Below are 21,124 nucleotides of genomic sequence, written 5' to 3'. Positions count from 1 at the left end.
TATTTTTTGATAAACTCTTTTGCAAGTTTTGAGTACCTAAAAATTGTGAATAACATAAAATGAAAAATTCGGTTCAATTTCTTGTTTCTTGTTTGCTGGGGATGACCACTTTTACGGTCGGCATAACTTCGAGTTCAGCAGGTCAAATGTATATTTACCAAGATAAAAACGGTAGTACATTACTCACCAACCGAAAAAGCTATGACCAGTCTCTTAAAAAAGTAAAAGTGACCTATTACCCTGATAGTAATATTCACAGTTATACAAACTGGGGAGCATCAGAAGCTTCTGTTTTGCCAAGCTACAATAAAAATAAGAACGCTTTCGACCACATTATTAGACAAGCTGCACAACAACATGGTGTTTCAGAAGGTCTAATTAAAGCCGTTATGCACACCGAGTCAGGATTTAACGTAAGAGCTCGTTCGCCAGTAGGTGCTCAAGGCTTAATGCAGCTTATGCCTGCGACTGCCCGTCGTTTTAATGTCTCTAACGCCTATGACCCGCAACAAAATATTTTTGCAGGCGCTAAATATTTAAGCTGGTTACTCAAGCGTTTTAATGGAAACACACAAATGGCGCTTGCGGCTTACAATGCTGGTGAAGGTAATGTCGACAAATATGGCGGTATTCCCCCTTTCCGTGAAACACAAGATTATGTGCGCCGTGTAACAAGCCGATACCAAAACCTATATGCATCGGGTTCAGGTTTTTCATCTTTTACGAATGCTTCAGTACAAACCGTTTCACATCCTTCTAATTTGGCAGAAAACACAACAGCTCAAATTACGACTCAATCACCTAAATATTCATCTTCTCGTCAAATCGTGACTTTATCTGACGGTACCTATACCGATGCACCAACAGGCACTTATGTCACCAATAATGCCACCGCAATTGCCCATATAAGAATTGAATAAACAGTAAAGAAGAACGGCGGCTCGCAGTTCTATTTAGATAAGTTTAGATGTTTTAAATTGTAATGATCTATTACCTGATCTTTACCATTTTGACGAATTTAGCCAATTATTCTTTAAATTTAGATACATTCTGCTACATGAAAGAATGTATCAATTCCTTATTTTTTTCTTGAATTTTTCCCCCAAGCCCCGCATATTAGCTTCATGATTTCGAATTTGTAAATCAGATAACATTTTATTTATAAGAGGATTTTCTCAATGATGCGGATTGGTTTGTTTTTGCTTACCAACCTCGCGGTACTGGTTGTAGCTGGCATTATTTTGTCACTCTTCGGTGTCGGTAGTTACCATGGCGCGGGTGGCTTGAATCTAGGCAACCTTTTAGTGATCTGTTTTGTGTTTGGTATGGTGGGATCTTTAATCTCGTTATTCATGTCAAAATGGATGGCTAAGAAAACGACCGGTACAGAACTGATCGACCCGAATGCTCCTCGTAACCAAGCTGAAAGCTGGTTATTGCAAACAGTCGCTGAACTTTCTCAACGTGCTGGTATCAACATGCCAGAGGTCGGTATTTTTCCATCATATCAATCCAATGCCTTTGCAACAGGCTGGAACAAAAATGATGCCTTAGTTGCCGTTTCATCTGGTCTACTTGAACGTATGAACAAAGATGAGCTACGTGCAGTGCTTGCGCACGAGATTGGTCACGTTGCGAATGGTGACATGGTTACCCTAGCGCTCATCCAAGGTGTTGTGAACGCCTTTGTTATGTTCTTTGCTCGTGTCGTTGGTGACTTTATCGACCGTAATGTCTTTGGTCGTCAAGACGATGAAGCCCCTGGTATGGGTTACTTCATTATTACCATGGTATTGGATATCGTCTTTGGTATTCTCGCTTCTGCCATTGTGATGTGGTTCTCTCGTTATCGTGAATACCGTGCTGATGAAGCAGGTGCACGTTTAGCAGGTAAACAAGCAATGATTTCTGCATTATTACGTCTCCAAGCTGAAACAGAAATGCCAGATCAAATGCCAAAAGAAATGAAAGCCTTCGCAATTGCGGAAGGTAAAGAACAAGGTTTCAGCTTAGCTGCTTTGTTCCAAACCCACCCAACAATTGAACAACGTGTGGCAGCTTTACATCAATTAGATTGCCCATAAAACGTTTAATGTAAAAATAAAGCCTCCAAATGGAGGCTTTATTTTTTATTACATTGTTTGATAGAGACTCCAAAGATAACTTGCGCCCCACCAAACAGCTAAACCAATCAAAAGCAGTACAAACGCACCTACTAAATCGGGAATATGCAACCATAACCAACTGACAATAGGATTTCGCCAGAAAGCTGAATGCTGCTGCTTCTTTTCGAGCTTTTCATGTAAATATGGATGAACGACATGAATATCACTCTGAATCGCATATTCTTCGCGTATATGCGTATGAACTACATCTAGTGCTTTTCGACTCGGTCTTATAAAAATATCAAAAATAGTCCCAGCCACAGGAACAAATCCGACTACAGCATCTACAACTGCTAGTTTGATGACTGGAGTCAACTTATGCTGAGGTACACCAATTTGTTTGGCTTTATAGATGGCATAACAGGTTAATGCGAAACCAGCGACATCACCTGCAATCGGAATCGTACTCAGCGCAGCATCGGCACCAATGCCCTGCTTTGTAAAAGGAATGCGAACCGCACTGTCCATCATGGTTGCAAACTTGGCCAGATCTCGTTCTAATGCGATGACCTGTTGCTCTGTTAATTTTTTTTCTTGAGACATTTAAATCAAATATATGAAGAGTAGTTAATCTTAATATACTTGATTTGATGCCTTTTTTTAAATTGTTTACTTTTAACTAGTAGCTTTCGATCTGAACAAGGAACGCAGCAACACGTACATGACTGGAATAAAGAACAGAACCAGTACTGTACCGAACATTACGCCACCTAAAATACTAATACCGATTTCTTGACGGCTTACAGCCCCTGCCCCTTGCGCAAAAACAAGAGGAATCACACCTGCACCAAATGCTAAAGAAGTCATTAAAATCGGTCTTAAACGTAAGCTCGCGCCTTCTAAAGCTGCTTCAATTGCACTCTTACCTTTTTCTTGCGCCAAGGCAGCGAACTCAACAATTAAAATTGCATTTTTACAAGACAATCCAATTGTGGTTAACAGTGCAATTTGGAAATACACATCATTTGGTAGACCAAAAATATAAGAGAAAATGACACTTCCTCCCACACCAAGCGGAATAGAGGTCATCACCGCAGCGGGAATGCTTAGACTTTCATAGAGCGCAGCTAAACATAAGAAGATAAAGCCTGCCGAGATTAAATATAACCAGACGGCCTGATTTGTCGACTTCTGCTCTTCAAAAGATAAACCTGTCCACGCCAAGCCAACATCCTTTTGCTGATTTACAAGTTGTTCAACATCTTTCATTGCCTGACCTGAACTGCTGCCACTTGCAACATCTGCTTGTAACTGCAAGGCACTATAACCCATATAGCGTTTTACGATTTCAGGAGCACCACCCCAACTGAAATTAGCAAATGAGCTAAAAGGTACCATTTCATTTTGGTTATTACGTACAGACCAATTATATAAATCTTCCGGTTTTGATCTGAAATGGGCATCACCTTGAATCATAACGCGCTTGATACGACCACGGTCAATAAAGTCATTCACATACGTTCCACCCCACGCACTCGACAAAGTGTTGTTAATCGCGGGTAGCTCTAATCCATTTGCTAATGCTTGTTTCTGATCAATTTTGATATTGAGGTTTGCTTTACTGTTAGTAGATTGCTTATCAAAGTTTTCAAAACTTGAATAGTTTTTGCTCTGCGTTTGCAACTGACGGAACGTGTTATCTAGAAAATCTTGTCCTTGCCCATTTAAATCTTGAATCCATAAATCCAGACCATCGGTTTGACCCAAACCATTGACTGAAACGGGTAAAGTCACATTAATTTGTGCATTATTGAATTGACTAAAATATTTCATCGCACGCTTTTGAATAGCGTCAGCCGAATTTTCTTTTCCAGTACGCACATCCCAAGGTTTTAAGGCAATAAATCCTTGAGCCAAGTTCTGGCCTGTACCAGAATAATTTCGGCCATAGCGGATTAAAACCAAATCCACATTCTTATCTTCTTGAGTTAAGAAATATTGGCGGACTTGTTCTCCAATTTTCTGGCTTTGTGAGATCGGGGCACTATCAACAAGCTTAATTTGAACACTTAAAATGCCCTGATCTTCTTTAGGAATAAATCCACTTTTTAAACCACTATAGAACAGTGCAAAAACTGCAATCAAAGCCACAAAAATCACGATAACCGATTTACTGTAGCGAATGCTTTTTTGGACGATCTTGATATATTGATTTTTAAGTTGATCAATTTTTTTGTTAAACCAAACTGCCCAGCGCATAGGCTCTGGGTTCGGTTTTAAAATTAAGGCACATAAAGCGGGTGTTAAGACTAATGCCACAACGAGTGATAAAGTCATAGCAGCAACTAAAGTAATGGAAAACTGACGGTAAATCACGCCAATTGAACCACCTAAAAACGACATTGGAATAAAAACAGCAGTTAAAACCAATGTAATTCCGACTAAGGCACCACTAATTTCTCCCATCGACTCAATGGCTGCTTCTTTCGGCGTTAAATGCTGTTCATGCATGAGCCGTTCAACATTCTCAACCACCACAATCGCATCATCTACTAGCAAACCAATCGCGAGCACCAACGCAAAAAGCGTTAAGGTGTTAATACTAAAACCGAGCACATATAAAACAGCAAAAGTTCCTAAAATAACAACAGGAACGGTAATACTCGGAATGAGTGTAGCGCGCCAGCTTTGCAAGAATAGGAACATCACCAAAATAACTAAAATAATGGCTTCAATAAGGGTCTTTACAACTTCTTTAATAGACTCTTGAACAAACGGTGTATTATCTCGTGGATAAACAATTTTATAACCAGCAGGTAGCTTCGTTGTAAGCTGATCTAAAGTTTGATGGATGAGTTTAGAGGTCTGAATCGCGTTTGCACCAGAAGATAATGAAATGCCTAAACCAGCAGCCGGATAACCATTAATAGTGTTAAAAGACTGATAATTTTCTGCACCCAACTCCACTCTAGCAATATCTTTTAAGTAGACATAGCTCGCTGTTTGATTTGCTTTCACTACAATATTTTTAAAATCTTCGACTGTTTTTAGTCGAGATCCTGCGGTGACTTTCGTATTTAAATATTGTCCATCAATGACGGGTAAATCACCGATTGCACCTGCGGCAACTTGTGTATTTTGAGCAGTGATTGCATTCGCTACATCACTTGGCATTAAATTATATTGTTTTAATTTCTCTGGATTTAGCCAGATTCGCATCGCATATTGCGAACCGAAAACATCAGACTCACCCACCCCTTCAATACGGTTCAGGTCATCTACCACATGCGTAGTTAAATAGTCCGATAGCTCAATATTGCCCGATTTACCTGTAGAGTCATATAAACCTACCACCATAAAAGTATCGCCGAGTGACTTACTCACGGTCACCCCTTGGCGTTGTACTTCATCGGGTAAACGTCTTATGACGCCACTAATACTATTTTGTACTTGGACCTGTGCTGTATCTGGATTTGTTCCATTATCAAAGCTAATGGTAATTCGGCTACGTCCTGATGAATCACTGGTAGAGCTGAAATAAAGTAAATTATCAATACCTTGTATTTGTTGTTCTAAAATCTGAGTAACACTTTGCTCAACCGTTTGTGCATCCGCACCACTATAACTTGCCGAGACTGTAATTTTAGGAGGGGCAATATCAGGATAGCGCTCTACGGGTAAATTCAGCACCGAGAAAATACCAAATGCCATAACAATAATTGCGAGTACACTGGCAAAAATGGGACGCTGAATAAAAAATTTAGATAGCATGGCTGCTCAGAATTAGGTCGTCAATTAACAGATGGCAATACCAAATTTGCCCTCTTGATCATCAACGAGCGATATAAAAAAGACAAGTAGAATTAACACAATAAATGCAATTAGAACAAAAACAAAGCAAGAACTGGCATTTCCTACAAACCCATAAACAAGGTTTTAACAAGTGTCACTGAAAATTCATGAATTCTTCATGATCACGTCAAGTTCAATCATCAGACTAAATACGTTTCGACTAAAACAATATGAGTAGAATTATGTTTAAAAGAGCACTTTTATGCTTAAGTTTAATTAGCTTGGTTGGTTGTAATGATGACGATAAAACTGAAAACTCACCAACCACACCAGAATATCAACTTCCTAAAATTTTAGTGGTAGGACACCGTGGCGCGAGCGCTTTGCGTCCAGAACACACATTAGCTTCATATCAAAAAGCGATTGATGATGGTGCAGATTTCATTGAACCTGATCTAGTTTCTACAAAAGATGGCGTATTGGTTACTCGCCATGAAAATGAGATTGGTGGAACAACCAATGTAAGCACTTTAAGCCAGTTTGCAGATCGTAAAACAACAAAAAATATTGATGGTAAAGACTTAACAGGCTGGTTTACAGAAGACTTCACTTTAAGTGAATTACAGCAGCTTAAAGCACGTGAACGTATTCCAGAGTTCCGCCCAGCAAACACCACCTATAATGACCTTTACCCTGTTCCGACGCTAGAACAAGTGATTGAGCTGGCTGAAGCAAATTATAAGAAAACAGGAAAAATTATTGGTTTATATATTGAGACTAAACATCCGACTTACTTTAAAAATCGTAATCTTGCAATGGAAGACACTCTTCTTAAAACCTTAGCCAAGTATAAATATACACGTGATATTGCACCTGTCTATTTACAGTCGTTTGAAGTTCAAAACCTAATAGATTTAAAAAATGAGCTTGACCTTCATAAAACTATTAAACACGCACAAATCATTCAATTATATGATGCTAAAACCGCTCAACCGGCCGACTTCGTTGAATCGGGAGAAACTAAAACTTATGCTGATTTAGCCACAGCACAAGGCTTAAAAGATGTCGCTAAATATGCAAATGGTGTAGGACCAAGTAAAGGCTATATTCTTAACTTTAATGACAATGGTTCAGTCCAAACGACTTCGTTTATTTCTGATGCTCATGCAGCTGGGTTAAAAGTACACCCTTATACTTTCCGTCCAGAAAACAACTTTTTACCAACGCCTTTAAAATGTAGTCAAGATAAACCTGCGGAGCGCTGTCCATCTGGTGCTTTAAAAGAGTTTGAAGCCTATTTCAAAGCGGGTGTTGATGGTGTCTTTACAGATGACCCAGCACTTGGCCGTGAAGCGGTCATTAATTTTGAAAAAGCTGCAAAATAAATAAAGTTATGAAGAAAAACAGGGCAATAAATGCCCTGTTTTTTTATTTCCCTACAACATTGTCAAAATAAAGTGGGATCCACTGATATTGCTCAGCATTTACTTTATAAACATGACCAATGCCTGGGAATGGTAAATGTGGTGCTGCAACCCATTGTTGCTTATTTGAAATTTCTGCAAACATTTTGAGACGAGTATTAATTGCCTGCTCAGAATTCACATCAAAATCTACTCCAGTTTTTGGAGCATCAAATTGCAATGAATGTGAGTGGACAATGTCTCCAACAAAAATGATTTGCTGATCATTACTTTTTAAGCGGAAGCTATGATGGCCTGGTGTATGACCGCGCGTATCGATTACTTCAAAACCGTGAATGACATCACCGTCTTTAAATGTCTTGAATGCTTTTTTCGCTTGATATGGAGCAAGAGCAGTTTTTACGTTTTTAACAGTACCCAAATAACTTTCTTTTTTGTCTGCTGGCACTGTTTTTTCAGACGCTGGATTTAACCAGTAATTAGCTTCACGCTCATGTGCATATACAGTTGCATTTGGAAATACGGCTTTTCCATTTTGAGCAATACCACACACATGGTCTGGGTGTAGATGAGTAAGTAAGACAGTTTTTACATCAGTAAGCTTATAACCTGCCAATTCAATATTTTTTGCAATCGAGCCAAGTTGTGGGCCAAAACAACTTGCTGCTCCACTGTCTACAAGCGTTAAACTTTTTCCATCATCCACTAAAAATGCATTTACCGAGGTTTGAATCCCTTTCTCATTAACAGCAGCATATTTTGTTAAGATTTTAGTTTTCTGGGCCTGATTTAAATTTTTGAATAAATCAGGATTTAAATAAATCGTACCATCAAGCAAAGAGGTTACGCGGTAGTTTCCAAATTGATGGTGATAATATCCTGGTACTTGCGAGGTTGCTGTTGGCTCAGCATAACTTGCATGGATGCTTCCAATTGCAATGCCCAACGCTACATATAATTTTTTCATCTTTTCTTCTCTATTGAGTTATAAAGTCGAAATCTTTAAAAAAGATTTAATAATTTTTTAAGACCCAAATTATATAATGCATGAAAAGTGTCAGAAATATAAGTATATGAATAGCTATTCTCCCTATAAGGGTAAAAGTGGTCTTAAGCGCATATTAAATGCAACGGGCTACTCTATTTCAGGATTTAAAGCAGCTTATAAAAATGAGGCAGCTTTTCGCCAAATTGTTTTGATTAATATTATTTTGATTCCGGTTAGTTTTTTTCTTGATGTGAGCCGTAGTGAGCATGTATTACTGATTATTGTATGTCTTTTTGCAATGATCGTTGAGCTATTCAACTCGGCTATTGAGGCAGTGGTTGATCGAGTCTCTCTTGAAAAACATCAGCTTTCTAAAAATGCAAAAGATATGGGAAGTGCTGCCCAATTTGTTGCACTCTCTATCATTGCTATTACTTGGTTAATTATTTTATTAGGCTAAAAAAAACCATGCCTACAAGTAAATAAGCATGGTTGTAACAAAAGAGGAACTTCTAGCTGCTGTTCCTGTTTTTAATATAAAGAATGGAACTTAATTATTTCTTAAAATTACGTGAAAAATAAAAAATCCCTGCATAAGCAGGGATTTTTTTGGTTAAAGCGTTGATGCGTTATTACATCATGCCGCCCATACCACCCATACCGCCCATATCTGGAACAGCTGGTTTATCTTCAGGAATGTCAGTAATCATACATTCTGTAGTTAACATTAAGCCAGCAACAGAAGCTGCATGCTCAAGTGCAGAACGAGTTACTTTAGCTGGGTCAAGGATACCCATTTCTAACATATCGCCATATTCACCAGTTGCAGCGTTGTAACCAAAGTTACCTTCACCACCTTTAACTGCATTGATCACTACAGATGGCTCATCACCAGCGTTTGCAACGATTTGACGAAGTGGAGCTTCGATCGCACGGCGTAAAATGTTGATACCTGCTGTTTGATCTTCATTAGCGCCTTTTAAGCCATCTAATGCATTAACCGCACGTACTAGAGCAACACCACCACCAGCAACAACACCTTCTTCAACCGCAGCACGAGTTGCATGAAGCGCGTCGTCTACACGGTCTTTCTTCTCTTTCATTTCAACTTCAGTCGCTGCACCGATTTTAATTACAGCAACACCGCCTGCTAATTTAGCAACGCGTTCTTGTAATTTTTCACGGTCATATTCTGAAGTAGATTCTTCAATTTGAGCACGGATTTGTTGAACGCGCTCAGCAATACCAGCAGCATCACCAGCACCATCAACAATAACAGTGTTTTCTTTAGACACAGTGATCTTGTGCGCAGTACCTAAATCTTGAAGAGTTGCTTGCTCTAAAGACATACCAACTTCTTCAGAAATAACAGTTGCACCAGTCAAGATTGCGATGTCTTGAAGCATTGCTTTACGGCGGTCACCGAAACCAGGAGCTTTAACAGCACATACTTTGATAATACCGCGCATGTTGTTTACTACAAGTGTAGCAAGCGCTTCACCTTCAACATCTTCAGCGATGATAAGAAGTGGTTTACCAGTTTTTGCAACTGCTTCTAAAACAGAAATCAATTCACGAATGTTGCTGATTTTCTTGTCTACAAGAAGAATGAACGGGTTTTCAAGTTCAGCAGTTAAAGTATCTTGTTTGTTTGCAAAGTATGGAGAGATATAACCACGATCAAACTGCATACCTTCCACAACGTCTAACGCGTCTTCGAAGCCAGAACCTTCTTCTACAGTAATTACGCCTTCTTTACCTACTTTTTCCATCGCTTGAGCGATAAGTTTACCAACAGTAGTATCAGAGTTAGCAGAGATAGAACCTACTTGCTCGATCGCTTTGAAATCGTCAGCTGGTTTTGCATTTGAACGGATATTTTCAACTACAGTTTTTACTGCGATATCAATACCACGTTTTAAATCCATTGGGTTCATACCTGCAGTTACAGATTTGATCCCTTCATTTAAAATTGCTTGAGCAAGTACAGTTGCTGTTGTAGTACCGTCACCAGCGATGTCGTTAGTTTTGCTAGAAACTTCACGAACAAGTTGAGCACCCATGTTTTCAAATTTGTCTTTTAATGAAATTTCTTTAGCAACAGTTACACCGTCTTTAGTGATGTGCGGAGCACCGAAAGAACGGTCAATCACTACGTTACGACCTTTAGGGCCTAAAGTCACTTTAACCGCATCTGCAAGTACGTTTACGCCTGCAATCATTTTTGAACGAGCTGAATCACCAAATTTTACGTCTTTAGCTGACATATTAAACTCCGAATCTTTTTAAATACTGAATCTGATAATGAATTGAGTTATGGATTGATTAGCCTTCCAACACAGCTAAAATGTCTGACTCTTTCATGATTAAGAGTTCTTCACCACTTACTTTCACTGTTGTACCTGCATAAGTACCAAACAATACTTTGTCACCAACTTTAACATCCAAAGCACGTACGCCATTCTCAGTGATTTGACCATTACCTACTGCAATTACTTCACCTTGAGATGGTTTTTCAGCAGCAGAACCTGGAAGTAAAATACCACCAGCAGTTTTGGTTTCTTCTTCTACGCGACGAATTACAACGCGATCATGTAATGGACGAATGTTGCTCATAATTAACTCCATCAGACTAAGTCTTTTTGATTAATCGTTATTGCTTTAATCCAGAGCAATAACAAAATATTTAGATGTCACTTTTGTGGGGATGAAAAAAAAGGCTTCAAGGGGAAAATGAAAAAAAACTTATCTTTTTTGGTCATTTTTTAACAAGTTGTGAAGAGTTTTTATTAAATTTAAAGCACAAAATAAAAGAGGCTATTTTCATAGCCTCTTTTATAAAGATAAATATTAATGTTAAACAAAGAGTTGCTGGTTATTTAACAATTCATCTAATGTTGTATTTACCTGATTTAAAGTTATCAATGAAACACTACTAAACATTGTACCTTCACCATCTCGGTCAAGACTAATAGTCGTGTTTCCAGCATCTTGCTCTACAGTAATAAATTTCGCTAATGTGCTCACGTCTTTAGAATAGTCAATTAATAGTTCACTTAAATCGATTTTGTCTGCTTGAGTATCAGTTCTTACATCACCTAAAGTAAAATCTAACACCGTATCATGTCCATTCCCACCAGTCGCATCTTGGCTATTTAGCAATTGGAACAGTATGGAATCAGTACCTTCATTAGTCATATAGGTATCGTTACCTTCACGCCCATTCAAAACGTTATTACCAGAGTTACCTGTTAAAAGATTATCTAAAGCATTGCCTGTTGCATTTAGATGAGCAGAACCAACCAACTCCAAGTCTTCAACATAACGACCACTTTCTAGACCTGTCGACCAATCAGAATATCCAACCAGACTATAACTCACAGAGCTAATTATTTTATCGTGTCCACCAAAATCAACATCTCGATAGCCTGATTCAACAAGTTGGTTCTCCCAATAACCGCTTTCTACGAAAACATCTTGATAGTGGCTAGTATCTACCCAAACATCTTCATAATGACTTGTATCAACATAAACGTCTTCATAATGACTAGTATCAACCCAGCCTTCTTCTGAACGTATATAGGTCAATTCATAACCTTCTTGCCATTGTCCATTCGCAAAATCATAATATTGTTGTTCATATCGACCATAATCGCTATCTGCCATGCCATTATCAATATAAGTTATACCATTCTGATTTTGATAAACATTTTGTACAGTTGAATAACCACTTGTGACCAATTGGGAATCATAATAACCATCAACAAACCATATCTGTTCGTAATGACCTTCAGTGACCCATTCTGGATATGTATAGCTATTATCAATCCAGACATCTTTATATATTGCATACGGCTCAACAATATATTCTTGAACAAAATCAATTATATGATCAACTATATAAGTATTATCAGCAGAATCACCTTTAAACTGATCAACAGTGATTGTAGTTAAATCACTAATTGCTTTATTGATAGTTTCACTACGATTTCCAGCACGATCAATAACAGTAAGATCAAATGATGTTGCATTCTCATACATATAAACAGAGAAAGTTCCATCAACCATAACCGTCGTACTTATTACAGAAGTTACAGAAGATTCTTGATCAGCAAAATGATATATAACTTCAAGGATAGCTCTACTTTCTGCATGTCCCGTGAGCTCTCCCAATCCATTTATGGCAAGTTGTGTGGCTACATTCGGTACTGTTGTATCATTCGTAGCAACAATCGTTGAGCCCACACTTATATTTTGATTGGCATCAACTACTTTTACTGTCAATGTTTCACCATGCCAATATTGTGACCATAATTGCACCCAGAAAGTACCACTACTTCCCACAGTAGTCTGACCAACTAAATTATTATTAGCATCGAAAATATTAACAGTTGAATATGCTTCAGCCTCCCCAGAAAGTATATTTCCTTCTTCCAATACAAGTTGTGTTGCTGCATTTGGCGCAACGATGTCTATCGGTGCCTTAATTTCTGTATAAACGCTTTGATACCCATTATGTTCCACAACAACACGTAAAGTTTGTCCATTCACCTGAGGTGAGTATAACTGGATATTAAAATATCCAGTTTCATCTACAGAACCACCGCCAATATAATTACTATACACATCAAAAATATGCATCTCACTATTTGGTGTAGCAGTTCCCTCAATGAAGAAACCATTTTCAGATAAAACAACATGATCTGCTGATGGTGGTGCATTAGTATCTGCAGTAAAAGTAAAATTAAATGGCGTACTTATATTTTTAGCTAAATCCGTTGCCGTGATAAATAATTGCTCTCCACGTAATAATGGTGGATAAATACTAGCATTGAAATATCCAGCTTCATCCGATTGAAATTCTGCTCTAAAATCTCCATCCGCATCCATTACTTTAATGGTTACTTTCGGATCAGCTTGTCCCGTAATACCATAACCGTCATTACTAATCACCACATCATTAATTATTGGAGCAATATTGTCTAAAGGCGCAATAATTTCAGAGATTAGGCTATATTGATTCGTATTCTGGTCATAAACTCGAACTTGTAATGTCTGTCCCTGTAGATAGTAATCAATTAACTGAATAGCAAAACTACCATCTTCATTCACAACATTATTCCACCCTCCATTAATGATCTGACCATCAGTAGATGTAACAACAATCGACATTCCTGCTGTTGCCTTTCCTGTTAGAATATGACCATCTACATCCAGTTTTAGCTCTGTTGCAGTAATTGGTGAGTTCGTAAATACAGGTACTAACTGATGAGCAACTTCGCTTCGGTTGCCAGCAATATCTTTGACAACAATACTCAAATTTTGTGTCTGGTATTGACTCAGATTAATCCATTGATTAAATGTGCCATCGTACCAAACATAAGTTGTTGCGATAACTGCACCATATTGATCAATAATTTCAATCGTTGCATTTGGCTCAGCCTCACCAAAAAGCAATCCGTCAGAGGTTAATGTAATATTTGAAGCAGCTGATGGTGCAACATCATCAATTAAAGCATTGTGTTTAACCTCAATACTTCGGTTACTTGCTTGATCAATTACAACAAATGTAAGCTCTTCTCCATGTAAATAGACTTGATTAAAATAACCTGACACGTTACCAGTACTATCTACATAACCATAACCTACAACCTCACCCGTAGCATTTTTGACTTCAATCCGAGTATTTACTTCTGCTTGCGCAGTAAAGTTTTGACCGTTTGAGTCGAGCACAATATTTTCAATCGGATTTGGCGAGATATCATCAATTAAGGCATTCTGTTTGACCTCTGTACTGCGGTTACCAGCTCGATCAACGACAACAAAAGTAAGCTCCTCTCCATGTAAATACACTTGATAGAAGTAACCAGAAACATTACCCATGTTATCGGTTGAACCAGATCCTACCACCTCACCAACAGCATTTTTAACTTCGATTCGACTATCTGCTTCCGCTTGCGCTGTAAAGTTCTGTCCATTGATATCAAATATAATATTTTCGATTGGATTCGGTGCAATATCATCAGTTAAAGCATTTTGCTTAAATTCAATACTTTGATTACCTGCTTTATCTATAACAATAAAAGTGAGTTCCTCACCTTTTAAATAAACTTGATTCAAGTAACCTGACACATTACCAGTGCTATCGACATAACCATAACCGACAAACTCACCAGCAGCATTTTTGACACCAATAAAACTATTAGCTTCTGCTTGTGCTGTAAAATTTTGTCCATTTTCATTAAAGATGATGTTTTCAATCGGCTTTGGTGCAATGGTATCCATCAAAGCATTTAACTTCATTTCATCACTACGGTTACCTACTCGGTCTATAACAACGAACGTTAATTCTTCTCCATGTAAATACACTTGATAGAAGTAACCCGTCACATTACCAGTGCTGTCGGTAGAGCCCCAACCTATCTGGCTACCAAATGAGTCAAAAATTTCAATCTGACTATTTGCTTCCGCTTGTGCTGTAAAGTTTTGACCGTTCGCATTAAGTACAATATTTTTAATCGGATTTGGGGCAATATCATCAAGCGGCGCCTTAACTGAAACAGCTTCACTCACATTTCCAGCAAGGTCTTTAACAATGACTGTAAATTCTTCACCATGTAAATTGTAGTTACCTAGAGAAATGTTGAATGTACCATCAGCGTTTACACTCTGATTCCAGGTATTCACTTGCTGACCATTTTGGTCAAAAATCTGGATGAAGGTATTCGGCTCAGCCACACCAGAAAGGGACGAACCATCTTCATTGAATGTAAGATTACTTGCAGCTACAGGAGCAATATCATCAAGCGGTGCTTTTACAGTAACCCCGTCACTCAAATTACCAGCCTGATCAACTACAACTACTTTAAATACTTCTCCATGCATGTAGTTACTATTTAAATAGAGGTTAAATGTTCCATCCCAATTAACATTATTATTCCAAAGATTTAATAATTGACCATTCTGATCAAATATTTGAATCGTAGAATTGGGCTCAGCCATACCAGTTAGATATGAACCATCTTCGCTAAATACTAAATTAGTCGCATTTTCTGGTGCCGTATTATCAAGAAAGGCTGTTTGTTTTACTTCAACGCTACGATTACCAGCTTGATCAATCACAACAAAAGTGAGCTCCTCACCTTTTAAATAAACTTGATTCAAGTAACCCGAGACATTACCAGCATCAGCCACATAACCAAAACCTACAACCTCACCCACAGTATTTTTAACTTCAACTTTGCTATTTGCTTCTGCTTGCGCTGTAAAGTTTTGACCATTTTCATTAAAGATAATGTTTTCAATCACATTCGGAGCAATATCATCAATCAAGGCATTCTGCTTGACCTCTGTACTGCGGTTCCCCGCTTTGTCAACTACAACAAAAGTGAGTTCCTCTCCATGTAAATAGACTTGATATAAGTAACCTGAAACATTTCCCATGCTATCGGTTGAACCAGATCCTATGACCTCACCAGCAGCATTTTTGACTTCAATTTGAGTGTTTGCTTCTGCCTGAGCTGTAAAGTTCTGTCCGTTCGCATCAAGTACAATATTTTCAATTGAATTTGGTGCAATATCATCAGTTAAAGCGTTTTGCTTGATCTCTGCACTACGGTTACCCGCTCGGTCAACGACAACAAAAGTAAGTTCTTCTCCATGTAAATAGACTTGATATAAATAACCTGACACATTACCAGCGCCATCTACATAACCTGAACCGATGACCTCACCCGCTGCATTTTTGACTTCAATTTGAGTGTTTGCTTCTGCTTGCGCCGTAAAGTTCTGTCCGTTTGAGTCGAATACAATATTTTCAATTGGATTTGGTGCAATCTCATCAATCAAAGCATTCTGCTTAACTTCTGTACTACGGTTACCCGCTCGGTCAACGACAACAAAAGTAAGCTCTTCGCCATGTAAATAGACCTGATACAAGTAACCAGAAACATTGCCTGTGCTATCTGCTGATCCATAACCAATAATGTCACCATTGGTATTTTTAATTTCAATCTGACTATTTGCTTCAGCCTGAGCTGTAAAGCTCTGTCCATTGATATCTAATGCAATATTTTCAATCGGATTTGGTGCGATATCATCAGTTAAAGCACTCTGCTTGACCTCTGCACTACGGTTACCCGCTCGGTCAACTACAACAAAAGTAAGTTCCTCACCATGTAAGTAAACTTGTGGGAAATAACCAAATACATTACCTAAGCTATCGGTATAACTAGTAGTAATCTTATTTCCAGCCTGGTCTAATATTTCAATAGAGCTTCCAGCTTCTGCCTGAGCTGTAAAGCTTTGGCCATCTTCGTTGAAGATGATATTTGCAATCGGATTTGGTGCAATAGTATCAATTAAAGCATTTTGCTTAAATTCGATACTACGGTTACCAACTCGATCTATGACAACAAAAATAAGCTCTTCACCATGTAAATAGATTTGATTGAAAAAGCCTGAGACATTACCAGCACTATCTGTAGAGCCCCAACCCGTCTGATTACCTAATGAATCAAAAACTTCAATCTGACTATTTGCTTCTGCTTGTGCTGTAAAGTTTTGACCGTTTGCATCAAGTAAAATATTTTTAATTGGATCCGGTGCAATATCATCAAGTGGAGCATTTATTGAAACAGCTTCACTCACATTTCCAGCTTGGTCTTTAACTGTGACCGTGAATGCCTCACCATGTAAATTATTGCTACCTAAGAAAATAGTAAATGTACCATCTGAGTTTATGGTGTTATTCCATATATTCACGAGCTGACCATTATGATCAAAAACCTGAATCGTAGTATTCAGTTCTGCTACGCCTGTAAGATATGAACCATCTTCTGAGAAAACTAAATTGCTGGCTGGTGTAGGAGCAACCGTATCAGCGGTAATTACAGTATCGGTGCTTACTTGTCCACGAGCATCCTTAATTGATAAGAAAAACTGCTCACCATTAACAAGAGGGCGGTCAAGCTGGAGTTTAAAATAACTTGATCCATTCCAACCGTTATCTTCACCGACTTTAATTTCAGCTACGACTTCACCTTTGGCATCTTTAACAATAAGAGTACTATTATTTTCAGCTTGTCCACTTATCACTCCGTCCGAAGTAAAGCTATCTACATGGGGGGCAAAAGCATAATTAGGCGCCTGTATCTGCGCTGCTAAACTTACATTTCCATTCACATCGGTAGCCGTGACATAAACCGTCTCAGCATTAGTTAAAAACATACCTAGTTCTATCGAAAAACTTCCACTCTCATCAGTCCAGTTATTCCAGAACCATTTATTAAGAATGTTTCCTTGCCCATCTTTAACTAAAATTTCAGAGAAAGGTTCTGCATGGCCATAAACTAAATCACCAGCATCATTGAAATTTAAATCTGTTGGAACAGGTGGAGGAGTCAGATCTACAATGATATTCTGCTCAGGACTCATCAACCCTTTATTATCAATAATTTGAACGGAAATTTGCTCTCCATCAATTAAAGGTCGGTTTACACTCAAGCTAAAATGACTAAATTCATTCCAACTATTGTCATCACCTAATATAACCTTTCCTAATTCATTACCGTCAGCATCACGCACGATTACTGTACTATTATCTTCAGCAAACCCAGAAATTAAGCCTTCTTGTGTAATACGTTCAACATATGGAATATAAGCAAAGTTTGGAACTTCGATTAGGGCTTCACTCGTATTTTGATTTTTATCTACTACTTGTACGGTAACCGACTCACCTTCTTTTAAAAATTGGAATACCTGTAAACTTGCAAAGCCTTGTTCATCGGTAAAACCTGTAGCAATTAAATTGCCCTCTCCAGAAAATGCACGAATAAAGCTGTTCGGCTCATTAACATGTACTGATAAAGTTTCACCACTAATATCAAATTGTGGAGTTTCTAAAAATACTGCTGGAGTATAGTCTGCGGTAATATATTGTGGATGGCCTGAAATATTATCTTTATCTGTAGAGATAATAATTTGAGTACCTTCCTCTAAAGGTTGGTTGAGGGTCAAAGTAAATGGTCTGACCTCACCTAATGCCATTACACTAAAAGGCGTAATACCTGAACCCTCAAATGCAATGGAGTTAAACTCTTGTAGAATATTTCCATTCTGATCTTTTACAATAAAATGACTGCCTTCGGTCGCATAACCAGTGATCACACCTTCTGGACTAATTCTTGTAATACTAATAGCAGGAACTTCAGTAACTAGGCTAATTGACGAATTTTCACTGCTGTATCCATTATAAGTAGCGACCGCATAAATTTCTTGATTAGTACTAATAGAAAGGTCTTGTAAAGTAAATTTACCCTCCTCATTAGCTATTGTAGTTGCAAGCCAATCACCATTTTTATTATAGATATCAACTTTACTTCCTTTATATGCGCTACCTGAAATGATAGCTCCATCTATATTGTTGAAAGTTAGTGAATCTAGAGTTGGCGAATTTGGAGTATGATCTACATTATAATTTTGGGTCTGTTTAATAATAGCTGTATTGCCAGCTTGATCAGTAAGACTAATATCAGTTGATATATTGGTTTGCGATTCTTCTGACCACAAAAACTCTGCTGGAATTTCAGTAACCCACTCTTGGGTAACTTCATCAAAATGAAAGTTATACACAACATCGTTTAGAGTCGTATTTACTGATGTCAGTGAGCTATTTAAATCTGTTGGTAGATTATCTACTTCCAGTCTTATAGAAATAACTTGATCTTTTTCAACTAGGCTTATTGTATTGTCTTCAGTAATCGGCTTTACAGTTACTGTAGTTGATTCAATATTTAAAGAATTATCTATAATTACCTTTTCCACACCAGTTTCTGATGTGTTGCCTGCAAGATCCGTTACTACGGCTTTATAGAGATAACTACCATCAGCTAAATTTTTTTGATCAGCTGTTGTCTCCTGCCAAGTTTTTCCTTCATCGGTAGAGACTTCATAGTGGTCTAATAAAGCAGCTTGCTCTCCGATTACAATCGGTTGAGCTAGCTTCAAAGTAAAATTATTATCTTGCGTAATTTGATCGGTTGCTGAAACACCTGTATCACTCAAATCAGATAAAGTTAGTTCACCTGCTTGTGGTGCGGTAGTATCTACAACGATTTTTTGTATAGCGGTTTCTGATGTATTGCCTGCAATATCTGTAACTATAGCTTTATATTGGTAAACCCCATCGGTTAAATCTTTTTGAACTACTGTTGTTTCCTGCCACGTCTTTCCATCATCTTTCGATATCCAATAAGTGATTTGGCTATTGACTTCTTGTCCACTAATCTTTAAATCAAAAGTTTTATCTTGCGTAATCTGATCGGTTGCTGAAACACCTGTATCGCTCAAATCAGATAGAGTCAGTTCACCTGCTTGCGGCGCTGTGGTATCCACAACGACTTTTTGTATAGCGGTTTCTGATGTATTACCTGCAACGTCGATTACTACTGCTTTATATTGGTAAACACCATCCGCCAAATCTTTTTGAGCTACTGTTGTTTCCTGCCAAGTCTTTCCTTCATCTTTAGATATCCAGTAAATGATTTGGCTATTTACTTCTTGTCCGCTAATCTTTAAATCAAAAGTTTTATCTTGCGTAATTTGATCAGTTGCTGAAATGCCCGTATCAGCCAAAGCAGCTAAAGTCAGTTCACCTGCTTGCGGCGCTGTGGTATCCACAACGACTTTTTGCACACTGGTTTCAGATATGTTGCCTGCAACGTCGGTTACTAAAGCTTTAAATTGATAAATACCATCAGCCAAATCTTTTTGAGTAACAGTTGTTTCCTGCCAAGTTTTACCATCATCGATAGAAACTAAATACGTTACTTGGCTGCCACTTTCCTGTCCTTCAAGCTTTAAATTGAAGTTTTTATCTTGCGTAATCTGATCAGTTGCCGAAATACTCGTATCAGCCAAAGCAGATAAAGTCAGTTCACCTGCTTGCGGCGCTGTGGTATCCACAACCACTTTTTGTATAGCAGTTTCCGATGCATTTCCAGCTCGATCTGTCACTACAGCTTTGTAAAGATAACTTCCATCCACTAAATCTTTTTGAGTTACTGTTGTTTCTTGCCAAGTCTTACCATCATCGGTAGAGACCAAATATGTTACTCGGCTTCCACTTTCCTGTCCTTCAAGCTTTAAATTAAAGTTTTTATCCTGAGTAATCTGGTCTGCAGTTGATCCCCCAGAATCTAAAAAATTATTAAGATTCAAAGTACCTGGCTCAGGAGGTGTCGTATCTTTAGAATCGTTCCGAGACAATAAAGCAATTGTTCCTGCTCCTGCTAAAGCGCTGACTACCCAAGACCAAAGGGGTACAGAAGATGAACTATCAATAAGCTTTGGCGTATCTTTTAATTCTAAATAATTAACAGTGGTCTGTCCGCTAGCATCTTCTCCCAGATTAGCAGCCCAATAACTCTGCCCTTCATTTAAAAGAATTTGCGGGTTTTCGCTAATAAAATAGTTTTCTAAAACAATTTCAGTTCCATCTTTTAGATGAACAATTGCACTGTTTCCTTCTCTTGTTATTGAAGAAATTTTTTCTGGATTTATATCGATTTTTGCGACTTCTTTAGGATTTACTACAATATTTTTTGTCTGGCCTACATTAATATCAACTGTATTATTTTTTGAAGCATTATTTGCCATTAATGATACTTGTACCATTTTTCCACCATGAAATTTTAAATATTATTAAGTTATTCTAAAATATTAAGATAAATAGATACTCATTTAATCAAATATTATTAACTATCATAAAACACTAAACCCTTATTGTAGCTACTTTAAATCGCGGCTTTTTATAT

Annotated in this window: 9 protein-coding genes and 1 pseudogene; 4 read left to right on the top strand and 6 right to left on the bottom strand. The window is 37.9% G+C overall.

The window, feature by feature from the left end; genetic code table 11:
• Window positions 1-128: 128 nt before the first annotated feature.
• Together vII and htpX are read left to right on the top strand one after the other, a co-directional pair.
• A pseudogene (vII, locus tag F928_RS05855) lies at window positions 129-920 on the top strand (lytic transglycosylase domain-containing protein); the annotation flags it as partial.
• A 258-nt stretch (window positions 921-1,178) separates the two neighbouring features.
• Window positions 1,179-2,084, top strand: a complete 906-nt coding sequence (gene htpX, locus F928_RS05850) for a protease HtpX (protein WP_002118851.1) — start codon at window positions 1,179-1,181, stop codon at window positions 2,082-2,084.
• A gap of 48 nt (window positions 2,085-2,132) precedes the next feature.
• Here htpX and F928_RS05845 read toward each other — a convergent pair whose 3' ends face one another.
• Both F928_RS05845 and F928_RS05840 read right to left on the bottom strand, forming a co-directional pair.
• Window positions 2,133-2,708 (bottom strand): DUF4112 domain-containing protein, encoded by a 576-nt coding sequence (locus tag F928_RS05845; RefSeq protein ID WP_005072993.1) that lies wholly within the window; start codon window positions 2,706-2,708, stop codon window positions 2,133-2,135.
• 72 nt (window positions 2,709-2,780) lie between these two features.
• Complete coding sequence (locus tag F928_RS05840) at window positions 2,781-5,876, bottom strand: multidrug efflux RND transporter permease subunit (RefSeq protein WP_005072990.1); 3,096 nt, start codon at window positions 5,874-5,876, stop codon at window positions 2,781-2,783.
• A gap of 263 nt (window positions 5,877-6,139) precedes the next feature.
• Between F928_RS05840 and glpQ the strand changes: the two genes are divergently transcribed.
• Window positions 6,140-7,282, top strand: coding sequence for a glycerophosphodiester phosphodiesterase (gene glpQ, locus F928_RS05835; protein ID WP_005072986.1), 1,143 nt, complete (start codon window positions 6,140-6,142; stop codon window positions 7,280-7,282).
• 43 nt (window positions 7,283-7,325) lie between these two features.
• Here glpQ and F928_RS05830 read toward each other — a convergent pair whose 3' ends face one another.
• A complete protein-coding gene (locus tag F928_RS05830) occupies window positions 7,326-8,288 on the bottom strand; it encodes an MBL fold metallo-hydrolase (RefSeq protein WP_005072985.1) in 963 nt (320 codons plus the stop codon).
• Between the two features lie 106 nt (window positions 8,289-8,394).
• Here F928_RS05830 and F928_RS05825 point away from each other — a divergent pair, with 106 nt between their 5' ends.
• Window positions 8,395-8,769 (top strand): diacylglycerol kinase, encoded by a 375-nt coding sequence (locus tag F928_RS05825; protein ID WP_002118962.1) that lies wholly within the window; start codon window positions 8,395-8,397, stop codon window positions 8,767-8,769.
• Between the two features lie 172 nt (window positions 8,770-8,941).
• Here F928_RS05825 and groL read toward each other — a convergent pair whose 3' ends face one another.
• The 3 genes from groL to blp1 form a co-directional block, all read right to left on the bottom strand.
• Complete coding sequence (groL, locus tag F928_RS05820) at window positions 8,942-10,576, bottom strand: chaperonin GroEL (RefSeq protein ID WP_002120607.1); 1,635 nt, start codon at window positions 10,574-10,576, stop codon at window positions 8,942-8,944.
• A 58-nt stretch (window positions 10,577-10,634) separates the two neighbouring features.
• Window positions 10,635-10,925, bottom strand: coding sequence for a co-chaperone GroES (gene groES, locus F928_RS05815; RefSeq protein ID WP_002120604.1), 291 nt, complete (start codon window positions 10,923-10,925; stop codon window positions 10,635-10,637).
• A gap of 240 nt (window positions 10,926-11,165) precedes the next feature.
• Window positions 11,166-20,984 carry a biofilm-associated Ig-like repeat protein Blp1 gene (blp1, locus tag F928_RS05810; protein ID WP_005072981.1) on the bottom strand — a complete coding sequence of 3,273 codons (9,819 nt, stop codon included), beginning with the start codon at window positions 20,982-20,984 and terminating at the stop codon, window positions 11,166-11,168.
• Between the last annotated feature and the right edge of the window lie 140 nt (window positions 20,985-21,124).

Source organism: Acinetobacter pittii ATCC 19004 = CIP 70.29, from assembly GCF_000369045.1.
Lineage (GTDB): Bacteria > Pseudomonadota > Gammaproteobacteria > Pseudomonadales > Moraxellaceae > Acinetobacter > Acinetobacter pittii.
The sequence above is the reverse complement of the archived record's forward strand: the minus strand, read 5'-3'. Positions and strand labels throughout refer to the sequence as shown.

Coding starts and splice junctions, on each gene's coding strand:
- F928_RS05825 (WP_002118962.1), top strand. CDS start 8,395: ATGAATAGCTATTCTCCCTATAAGGGTAAAAGTGGTCTTAAGCGCATA.
- groL (WP_002120607.1), bottom strand. CDS start 10,576: ATGTCAGCTAAAGACGTAAAATTTGGTGATTCAGCTCGTTCAAAAATG.
- glpQ (WP_005072986.1), top strand. CDS start 6,140: ATGTTTAAAAGAGCACTTTTATGCTTAAGTTTAATTAGCTTGGTTGGT.
- groES (WP_002120604.1), bottom strand. CDS start 10,925: ATGAGCAACATTCGTCCATTACATGATCGCGTTGTAATTCGTCGCGTA.
- F928_RS05840 (WP_005072990.1), bottom strand. CDS start 5,876: ATGCTATCTAAATTTTTTATTCAGCGTCCCATTTTTGCCAGTGTACTC.
- blp1 (WP_005072981.1), bottom strand. CDS start 20,984: ATGGTACAAGTATCATTAATGGCAAATAATGCTTCAAAAAATAATACA.
- htpX (WP_002118851.1), top strand. CDS start 1,179: ATGATGCGGATTGGTTTGTTTTTGCTTACCAACCTCGCGGTACTGGTT.
- F928_RS05845 (WP_005072993.1), bottom strand. CDS start 2,708: ATGTCTCAAGAAAAAAAATTAACAGAGCAACAGGTCATCGCATTAGAA.
- F928_RS05830 (WP_005072985.1), bottom strand. CDS start 8,288: ATGAAAAAATTATATGTAGCGTTGGGCATTGCAATTGGAAGCATCCAT.